Below are 6,571 nucleotides of genomic sequence, written 5' to 3'. Positions count from 1 at the left end.
CGGCCCACCAAACCCGTGGTGATAAGCTTTCGCACAGCACTGCGGCAAAGACTCGATCGATGGGTTTCCGGCCAATGACAGTGGGCAGCACCAATATGACAGGCATGTCCTTGAAACGCGGCGCACATCTGACACAACAGGTCAGCGGTGTGGACAAAGAGAGTGTGCGTCGTAGTCTGGAAGCACTGATAGCAGAACACACGCACCAGTATTTTCGGCTCGAAGATGAAAGCGGACATTTCAGTATTTTGGTAGGAGCAAAAGCGCTCTTGCCGTTGATCCAATGGATCCGCAGTAATCCATCCTTAAGCTTTCATCTCTGTTTTCGTCAATCTCAACCACCAAGACATGTTTCCGGCGTCGAAGATGTTTCGGGATTGAAAGATTCAGAAATACTCCAGATTTCCTCGTTGGAAGTGGTCGAATGTGGTATCTCGCTCTATTTCTATAGCCAAACAAGTGTTGCTGGTCGTTACTCTGCTCGAAGTAAGAACGCTCCGTTGCGGCACATGAACTTCGACAACCTGACTGAGCCATATGTCGGCTTTTGCCGAGGCGATCCAGTATGCGTGATCTCGTCCACCAAATTTGAACATCAAAGTCAAAACGTGCAGCCGACAGATTTTTCTGGCGAGTTGACTTCAACACGAGGCGGTTTGGGGCCGATTGATGTCGTCTATACATGGGTTGATTCAAGCGACCCGGTTTGGCAGGCCAAGTTCGCGAAATATGTCGGCAAGACTACGACAACAACTCATGCGTCAGCACTGCGATTCATGTCGCGCGAAGAACTGCGATTTTCGGTAAGGTCCGTTCTGAAACATGCGCCATGGGTACGAAACATCTTCATCGTAACCGACGAGCAGACGCCTGGCTGGTTCAAAGGTTCGGACCGGATAAAAATCGTGTCGCATCACGAGATTTTTCCTGATGTATCGGTACTCCCCGTTTTCAATTCTCACGCAATCGAAAGCTGCCTTCATCGCATTCCGGGCCTCTCGGAACACTTCTTGTATTTTAATGATGATGTATTCCTTGGAAAACCCGTAACGCCCGAGGATTTTTTCGGCTCAGACGGATCTCAACGACTCTTCTTTTCGCCTAATCTTTCCCATAATCCTGACTTTGTTAAACTTGGGGATTTGCCAACTGATGCCGCATTCTTGAATACGGTTGAAATCATCGAGAAACGTTTTCGAATGACACCCGTCGCCAAGGTGCTTCATACACCACATCCTATGCGCAAGTCGGTGCTAAGAATGATTGAAGCAGAGCACCCGGAAAGGGTCTCACACACTCGTTCTGCACGTATTCGATCCGATACGGACCTGAATACAACCGGAAACCTCGCATATTATTACGCCGTTGGATTAGGTCTTGCAGATCATTCTGGATGCGACATGGATGAGTACCGCTACATCGATACCGGTCAACTGAGATTGATTGACAAACTGCAGAAACTCAGACGGCATCCGACCAAGTTTTTCTGCTTGAATCAAACGTATCACCACGAAGTTCCTTTGAATCGCCAAGCGCAATTGCTGTGGCTCTATCTCCGCCTGCTCTTTCCGCAGCGCGGCAAACACGAGAGATCGTTATTCTACAGCCTGCGTAAGTACCTACCTCGGTTCCGTGGGGGTTAGATTTTGAAATGACGATGCACTTAGCTCCATCGACATTGCGCCAAACTTCGGCAAACACCGCTTACGGTGAGATCCGCCACCGCACGACTGAAAGTCAGCACTTCCGGCTGGCGAGCCTGAACTTGCTCACCGCCATCATCATATTCAGGAACACAGAACAATTGGGAAAAGCTGCAGCTGAACGCGAGAAAGCAGGGTTGGAAACTCCCGAATATCTCCTCCGGCACATCTCACCGCTCGGGTAAGCATATTGTTTTTCAACAGAATCGGCCGGTATGTGCATTCTGCGTGCGCAGGAAGCGTTCATACCAAACCATCGCTAATCCCTTTCAATCAACTCCGGCCTCTCATCTCGCGCGCAAAATCTCTTGACCGGATGATGTCGAAGCCGCACGGCAGCCCCTAAATCCTGAACCTCATCACTCCCGGACAGCTACCTGACAGACGCCCTCATGGCCATGTAAATGGACATAAACAGAAAGACATCGACCAGCTGCAGCCTTGGAGCTTCAAGGGCTGAATAAGCGCTTACCATGAACAAGGACCGACGCGAGATTCAACGTAAGCTGCGGATTCTGCGTTACGCTGAAGAGATAGGCCATGTTGCTAAAGCCTGTCGGTATTTTGGGATTGGCCGCGCCAGTTTCTACCTTTGGCACAAAGCTCGTGTTGGCTAAGCCCGCGAAGCCAACGCGCGCTCCGAATGCGTCTTCCGAAGTGTTCATCGTAACCGATGTCGAGATACAGCGTTTTGTCATCTGTTCTCACCTTCTTTTCGGGGGCCGCGATGGCGCAGCACAGGTTGCGACACCCGATAAGGTCAGGCCTCCGCGTATTGCTTGAGGAACTTGTTGGCGTTCGGATGATCGGGCGATTGTTCCAGAACCAAATGGATCAGGCGCAAGCCTTCGTCGATGCGGCCAAGCGCAAGACAGGACGCGCCGTAGTAGTACTTCATGAAAAGCGCAGATTGATCGATGGGTGTGTTAACTGCCTCCAGATAGGCGTCGACCATCGTGATGATCACGTCATAGGACTTTTTGCCGAACAACCCTCGTAGTTCGCTTTTCTCCGGGGGTAAGGCCGCGTCGCCGATGTAGCCTTTGATAATCTTGCGCATAATCCGATCCACGGTTTTCGGGCGAACATGACGAAAATCATCATCGACCCATGCAATCTTGGGCGCGGCAAGCGTGACCATTTCATAGCTTGGGAAATAATGGACATTGTCGAAGTCGCGGATAACCTCTTCGATCGCGGCGCGTTGCACGGCCTTGGAATAGGTATTGGCTTGTAGGCAATCTTGATCGCGAAACGTATTGTGCAATGGCACCGGCGAAATCGTCGTAAGGATCTGCACACCCTTTTTGCCTTTGCTCGAGATCAGATCAAAAATCGCGGCCATGTCTGCGCGCACGTCTTCATAAGAAAACACGTGCAATTCAAAGCGGTTGGACTGTTTGCGGATCTCGCCGCGCGCCGGCGGAATGTTCAGATAGATATCGTTTTGCGTATCGTACCACGTCTCAACCAGACCAAAGGTCACGACGACAATGTCTGCCTCGCGCACTTTTTCAAGGTTCTTGTAATACTTGTGAGACACGGCAAGCACGTGTTCCGGGGTGTTGGTCTTACCCGTGCCAGCGCCGCCAAAGGCGAGGTTCCGGGCCTGCCCTTTGTCATTTACATAAATCGTGCGGCGCAACTCATCATCGGTCTGTTCACGCACGCCAAACGCCAACTCGAGATCGCTGAGGATCGAACGGGAGGTGTATTTGTTGGAAATATTGTCGTCGCCGGTCATCTCGGGCACATATGAGCTCATTACATTGAGGTCGAGCTGTTTCAACGCGCGTTCGATGTTGCGGGCGAAACAGGACCCGATGGTCAGGATTTTGTCGCTGCGGTCGATCTTGAATTTCGGCACGTGCTGCACATCGGGGTGCGGTACATAGCGGGCTTCGTCGCGGCCCGGGCGGGGATAACGCGATACGCCCGTCAGTTTGGAGAAAGCATCATTCGCGGAACGGATTTCAATGGGCACGTTTCACTCCTTGGTGGAAGAGATGCACAATCGGGCAACCCCTGTTTCTATTGGCTTACGCAATCAAACCGTGTAGCAAATTGCAAGGCGATTTGGGTCGCAGCAGAGGCTCGGATTAGTCCCCGTAGGTCTCGCGCAACTTGCGCGCGGCGGCGTGATTGGGGGCCTCTTGGATAATTTGGTCGAGAATGGCCTTGGCGTCGGGATGCGGACGCCCCAGCTTGTGTTTTGCAGACACCAGATACCAGCGTGCAAACAGCGGTAGGTTTGGGGTTTCGTTCTTGATAATCACCGCTTCGACAAGCGCATGTTGTTTTCGGCTCATCAAAAGCCTGAGCGCTTCTTTTTCGAGAGGGATGTCGTCGGGCTGAAACTGGACTGCGTCGAGATGTTGCATTCTTCCCGCGGCGCGGCGCCAGGTAATGCCGGTTCTCACAACTTTTGCAGGTCGCCCAACCGCAAGACAATAGGGCGCAATAGGCCGTGTTACCAAAGACCCGGCGGCGATGACGGCGCCAGTGCCGACGCGCGTGCCTTTGCCGATTTTAGTGTCAGCGGCGATCCAGACGTCATCCTCGATCACGACACTTGCAGCCGGATTCGTCCGTTTGCGCGTCGCGCAGTCGATGATGGCATGCATGTCAGAGGTCTGGATGGTGACATCCGCAAACAAGCAGTTCATTCCGATATCGACGGTCGCACCTTCGGCCCCGCGAATGTCGCAGATCCGGTTCAGAAACGTGCCTTCGCCCACGCGGATACGCCCGCCGCGGTTTGCTTCGAGCCGCCCTTTGATGGTCGAACCTTTCTCAAAGCTCATCGAGCCGCCCCCCGCACCGAACACCAGTCGCGCCGACGACAGCGTCACGTCTGCACCAAATTCGAGAACCGCGCCGGGCTCTTTCCACAGGATGTCGAAGTTGCCGATAAACTTGGTCGGCCACGGTCCGATGATTGTGTTGCCTTCCGCGACGAAGGCCTCCAATTGCTTCTGAGGCGTTTTTTTTGTCAAGGAGATTTCCTGTTGCTATCTATGTCGAACGGTGATCAGCCCCACTTAAATGGTCCAGTTTGAATGTTAGTGCATGATTGGCCTCGTTTCCATCGGGATGATGGCTTCCGGCGCCGGTGGGCGGTAGCCTATTCACATTAGATCGATCACCTCTACAAGGATTGGGCCTCAACCCCGATACCTGCGGCGGCAATGCTGTTTACTATACCTGCAACCTTTCTAGGACTTCGCACCTGTAGCTTGCAATGAGCGACAAACACTGAAACCCCAGCTTACCCTGAATATTTCCCGTATGAATACCACCAAAATCGCATGGGGTTGCTACTGGGATAGATCGGGAGTGTGTTTAGGGTTTGAAATAGGTGACACCAAGCCAGCGCGCCTCTCCGGAAACCCTCGATCAAAGAAGCAAATAGGATTACAGATTTCGACCACATCAAGACATCAGAGACCTTTAACTGCTGATGCCTTGAGGGGCGCGAGAGCGAGCGTAGAGCGCAACTACGCCTTTCCCTCAGGGATGAGGCGGGGGAGCGGGGTAGGTGCCCGTCTACGGCGCTATATGACGCTCTGAGGGATATTAGAGAGCCCGTGTTTCCCAGCCTGAATTCGGCGCACATCGCAACCGGGTTCAGTATCCGAAGTGCTAGGCAACACTGGAAATCGGGAACCCGTTCAACGAACACCGCTTCACCCCAAACCAAACTTTGTAGCTGCTGAGTATTTCTGACCGGATTAATCAGAAACGTCCCGCAAGAAAGCAAAGTGTAGTAGGTTAGTTGCTACTTTGTAGCGCCTTCAATCCGCTTCAAAGCTCTACGCACAGAGTTTGCTGACCATTCCCCACCCCGGGTGGTTGTAATCCCTTGTTCGTTTGCTTTTTCAGCGACGATCTTTGCGCTGACAGATCGATCATCTTTCCTTAGGCTTTCTTTCAGGTCTGCAAGTTCACGAGCTTTCGCATTCGCATTCTTGGTTCGGATGATCCTTGACACCGCAGCAGCCTTGCGGGTCTGTCGCTGTCTTTCCTCAAGTGGTCGTTGTTTTTGAGAGGATGGCTCTAGTTGAAAGCTGATAGGAGACATAGCATTGAGTAGAATTGCCCGGTCTACATTACTTAAATTTGCTAACTGGCGTCCTGTTCTCAGATCAGCAAAGTGCTCCCCATATTCTGCCATCTCCTTAAACAAACCCACTCGAAGATTTTTCGAGCAATGTGCGAAAATCCGTCGACAATCATCAATAATTAAGCGTCCATTCTTTCCATTCACAACATCTAGAGCGTGCTTGAGATTTGGGAGCGCAGACAAACCCTCAATTTTCCGAGCATAATCAAATACATAAGGCCCAACTTGGAGATTATGTCTTTCCCAAAACAGTTTCAGATTTTCAATCTGCCTCTTCGCAGCAGAACACCCTTGAAGTGATCCGCGCGGTCTGGAGCCGTGTGTTATGAGGACGTATCCGAAGTATTTCATAGCGATAGTACTACTAGTAGTTTCTCAACTTGCAATCCGGAAAAAAGTATTTTTCCAATAATTACAAGCATATATCACATTAGTTGCTACCAAAATATGCTGCATCCTAACACTTAATATAATGAAGGTTTCTTTGCCGCCAAAGACATGACCAATCGGTAAAAGACCATGGCTCATTTTTCGGGAAACAAATGACAGATCGGCAAGAAAACTCAGACCATCCCAGCTTACAGCTTAAGATCGGAAAGCACTGGCCGGAACACCTCCGCCATTGCACCTTCCAGAACAGCTGTTTGTTCATCTTTAGCCATAGATACACAGACTATACTGATAGTGTACCTCTTCGCCCAACAATGTTGGACGCATGACAAGTCCGGTTCAAGAAATCAAAACA

General features: G+C 51.3%; 5 protein-coding genes and 1 pseudogene. 3 read left to right on the top strand and 3 right to left on the bottom strand.

All coding sequences use genetic code 11. The annotated features are described in order from the left end of the window. The 3 genes and pseudogenes from MUY21_RS06890 to MUY21_RS06880 form a co-directional block, all read left to right on the top strand. Positions 1-1,643: stealth family protein (locus MUY21_RS06890; RefSeq protein ID WP_248409574.1), on the top strand; the 1,643-nt coding region annotated here is incomplete at its 5' end. 35 nt (positions 1,644-1,678) lie between these two features. Continuing rightward, positions 1,679-1,888 (top strand): Tn3 family transposase, encoded by a 210-nt coding sequence (locus MUY21_RS06885; RefSeq protein WP_282568983.1) that lies wholly within the window; start codon positions 1,679-1,681, stop codon positions 1,886-1,888. 288 nt (positions 1,889-2,176) lie between these two features. Then, positions 2,177-2,308, top strand: a pseudogene (locus MUY21_RS06880) (IS481 family transposase); the annotation flags it as partial. 155 nt (positions 2,309-2,463) lie between these two features. On the opposite strand, the gene MUY21_RS06875 reads toward MUY21_RS06880, so the two are convergent. The 3 genes from MUY21_RS06875 to MUY21_RS06865 form a co-directional block, all read right to left on the bottom strand. Then, positions 2,464-3,570, bottom strand: coding sequence for a GSCFA domain-containing protein (locus MUY21_RS06875; RefSeq protein ID WP_248409598.1), 1,107 nt, complete (start codon positions 3,568-3,570; stop codon positions 2,464-2,466). A gap of 232 nt (positions 3,571-3,802) precedes the next feature. Continuing rightward, complete coding sequence (locus MUY21_RS06870) at positions 3,803-4,699, bottom strand: hypothetical protein (protein WP_248409573.1); 897 nt, start codon at positions 4,697-4,699, stop codon at positions 3,803-3,805. Between the two features lie 782 nt (positions 4,700-5,481). Then, positions 5,482-6,177 (bottom strand): recombinase family protein, encoded by a 696-nt coding sequence (locus tag MUY21_RS06865; RefSeq protein ID WP_248409572.1) that lies wholly within the window; start codon positions 6,175-6,177, stop codon positions 5,482-5,484. Positions 6,178-6,571 lie beyond the last annotated feature (394 nt).

It is taken from the genome of Aliiroseovarius sp. S2029 (assembly GCF_023195575.1).
Taxonomy (GTDB): Bacteria; Pseudomonadota; Alphaproteobacteria; order Rhodobacterales; family Rhodobacteraceae; genus Aliiroseovarius; species Aliiroseovarius zhejiangensis.
Note: the sequence above shows the minus strand (reverse complement) of the source record. Positions and strands in the feature narration are given on the sequence as shown.

What these genes read in the sequence shown, in the direction of transcription:
- MUY21_RS06865 (WP_248409572.1), bottom strand. Translation starts at nt 6,177, where the DNA reads ATGAAATACTTCGGATACGTCCTCATAACACACGGCTCCAGACCGCGC.